Source organism: uncultured Clostridium sp. (assembly GCF_947072515.1).
Lineage (GTDB): Bacteria > Bacillota > Clostridia > Clostridiales > Clostridiaceae > Clostridium.
Genome location: NZ_CAMTIG010000123.1, coordinates 1 through 3,210 on the forward strand (window position 1 = coordinate 1; position 3,210 = coordinate 3,210).

Genomic DNA, 3,210 nt, shown 5'->3' on the forward strand with positions numbered 1-3,210 from the left:
AGGGCTTGACCAATATATATATCAACAAGATTTCAAGTGCAATTTTCAGAGAACAAGATTTTCTGTATATCTAGTGATGATGGCATAGAGGAAACACTCCTTCCCATTCCGAACAGGAAAGTTAAGCTCTATAACGCCGATGGTACTGCAAGGGTGACCCTGTGGGAGAGTAGGAAGTTGCTAGGTCATATGGCTCGATAGCTCAGTCGGTAGAGCAGAGGACTGAAAATCCTCGTGTCGCTGGTTCGATTCCAGCTCGAGCCACCAAAAATTAAGGGGGTATAGCTCAGTTGGGAGAGCACCTGCCTTGCACGCAGGGGGTCAGGAGTTCGAATCTCCTTACCTCCACCATAAAAAAGATGTTCACAGATGAGCATCTTTTTTTTTATAAAAAGTGATTTAATTGTGGATAATTATGAAATAAAAAATAAATTTGTGGATAAAATAGTTAATACAAATAAAATATTTGTTATTTTATAGTTATATTGGTACAATAATATATATATTTTGAAAAAAAAGGAGAATTTAAAATGGAAAATAAAATATTAGCAACTGTTGGTTCATATGAAATAACTGAAAAGGAATTAAATGATTTAATAGCAAAATACCCAGCTGATAGAAAAGCTATGGTTGAAAGCGAAATGGGAAGAAAACAATTATTAGAACAAATGATTCAAGTAGAATTATTTGATAAATTAGGTAAAGAATTAAAAGTTAATGAAACTAATGAATATAAAGAAATTATTGAACGTCTACAAAAAGAAATTTTAGCTCAAGCTACTATAGAAAAAGTTTTAGTTGACGTTACAGTAACTGATGATGAAATAAAGGCTTTTTATGAAGCAAACGAAGATAAGTTCTCAGAAAAGGCAACTGTATCAGCTAAACATATATTAGTTGAAAATGAAGAAGATGCAAAAAAGATAAGAGAAGAAATACTTTCAGGAGCTACATCATTTGAAGATGCAGCAGTTAAATATTCAAGCTGTCCATCAAAAGAACAAGGTGGAAACTTAGGTGCATTTGGAGAAGGAATGATGGTTCCAGAATTTGAAAAAGCTGCTTTTGAAGCTGAATTAAATGAAATTACAGAACCAGTAAAAACTCAATTTGGATATCACTTAATAAAAGTAGAATCTAAGAATGAAGCTAAAACAAAAGAATTTGAAGAAGTTAAAGCTGCAGTAGCACAACAACTTGTTCAACAAGCACAACAAAAGAAATTTATGGATACAATTAAAGATTTAGAAGCAAAATATGGTGTTGTAAGAAACAGCTAATAGCTTTATAGTAGGAGCATCACAAAATGATCATAATCATTTTGTGATGTTTTTTTATTTGAAATAATATTTGGGGATAGTCATATAAAAATCTAGAATTGTTTGGATTAGTAATAGGAAATAGAAAGAGTAAATATAAAGCTACTGTGGTAGTTGCTTCTTATAGATAAATGAGAATTTTTTTAGTTTATGATAAATTATATGAGAAATAAATTTATTAAAATAAAATTAAGAATAACTAGTTATAAGAGTTCTATGTGAATTTTATAGAAAAGTACATAAAGACTAGATGCGAATATAAGATTACATTTATGTAGATTCTTATTTTTATAGTGATAGAGAAGTAGAAGGAATTATAAAAAGGAGAATTAATGATAAGGAGACATTGTATAAAGGTAAGAGAGATTAGGGATAACTTATAATAAATTTAATTTTGAAAATAGAAGTACAGGAAAAGTGAATTTTATAGAGAAGGACATACAGTATAAAGAATGAATAAAAGTACAATATCGTATTCGTGTAAATTCTTATTTTTATAGTGATAGGAAAGTAGAAGAAATTATAGAAAGGAGAATTAATGATAAGGCGATATTGCATAAACATAAGAAGGATTACGAGTAACTTATAGTAAATTTAATCTTGAAAATAGAAGTATAGGAAAAGAAAATTTAAGAATGATGATAGGTATGCTAATTATATTAGATAATTATGAAATATAGCGATTTTAATATAATAATTTTTTGTGTAAAATTATTATATTAAAAGAAAGTATTTTTAAATAGATTTAAAAAAGTTTGGGTAAAGATTATTTAAAAGGATAGGAAGTTAGTAATAAAAAAGAAATATTAATAATTAAATTATGGAGTATATTTTTAATTGTATAAGTGATTTGAATAGAAATAGTGAATATTCGAGAGAAACTAATATAGTAAAGAGAGAAGTTAATATTATAGAAAGAGAAGTTAGTCTTATAGAGAGAAATTAAAGATAGAGGAAGTTTAAATAATAGATTTTAAATTAAATAATAGATTGCAGGTAGTATTTATAGAGTATTTAAGAGATGAAAGTAAAAGTGCATTAATGTAGTAAAGAAGCGATGTTTAATAAAAGATAATTGAATAGAACGGGAGAGTGTTATTATAAGTAAGTTGTCTAGTTGAATCTAAGAAGATAATTTATGGAGGAAAGTTTTGAATATTAAATATGCGTAGAGATTTAGAGCAAGAATATTAAATATTTAGAGAGCTATGAAATAGGGAAGTGTAAAATAGAGAAATTAAGATTTTTCTTGAAATACTAATAATTAAGAGAATCAAGGAGATGAAAGAGATAGCTAGGATAAGATAAAGAATGGTTAAAATAAGATAAAGAATGAAAGTTAGAGTAAGATAAAGAATAGTTAGGATAAGAGTAATATATAGTTTTATATAGACTATAGAGATAATCTATAGTTATAGTAAAGTAAATTATTTAAGGGACAGTATCAGAAAATAAAAAGAGCTATTTAAAAGTTTTATGCATATGAGATATTTAGGGAGAAAAATGAAGCTGATTAATAGGTTTATATGTAAATGAAATTTGTTGATTAATATGTAAATGGATTTAGAGTGTAGTAGATAGATAAATTCGTATGGGCGAAGGTAGAGTTAATAGAAAGATAAATTAAGAAAGTAGATAGAGTTAGTTATGAGAGCTTAAAATGATATTTAAGTCAAAAAAGATTGTTATTTGTAGTGTAGTAAATAGAGAGAAGTTAAGAGGAAGCCTAAAAGAAAAGTGAGAGAGTTATTTGGGGATACAAATAAAAAATTAAGCTAAGGATAATTGAAATTAGTTAAAGATTTGATTAGAATGAAATATTTATAATAAGAGTAGTTGTATTTTATACTTAATTTGTAGACCAAAAAATCATTTAAAAGTAATCCACTAG

General features: G+C 26.9%; 1 protein-coding gene, 2 tRNA genes and 1 rRNA gene. All 4 read left to right on the forward strand.

Going from position 1 to position 3,210, the window contains the following annotated elements:
- Positions 1–69 precede the first annotated feature (69 nt).
- Positions 70–186, forward strand: a 5S ribosomal RNA gene (gene rrf / locus Q0W06_RS19460).
- Between the two features lie 5 nt (positions 187–191).
- Positions 192–267: transfer RNA gene (locus tag Q0W06_RS19465), tRNA-Phe, on the forward strand.
- Between the two features lie 8 nt (positions 268–275).
- Positions 276–351, forward strand: a tRNA-Ala gene (locus Q0W06_RS19470).
- A gap of 179 nt (positions 352–530) precedes the next feature.
- On the forward strand, positions 531–1,280 hold the full coding sequence (locus Q0W06_RS19475; protein ID WP_297639802.1) for a peptidylprolyl isomerase: 750 nt from the start codon (positions 531–533) through the stop codon (positions 1,278–1,280).
- Positions 1,281–3,210: the final 1,930 nt, after the last annotated feature.

Bases quoted from the DNA above. Each gene is read 5' to 3' on its own strand.
- Q0W06_RS19475 (WP_297639802.1), top strand. From the start codon at position 531: ATGGAAAATAAAATATTAGCAACTGTTGGTTCATATGAAATAACTGAA.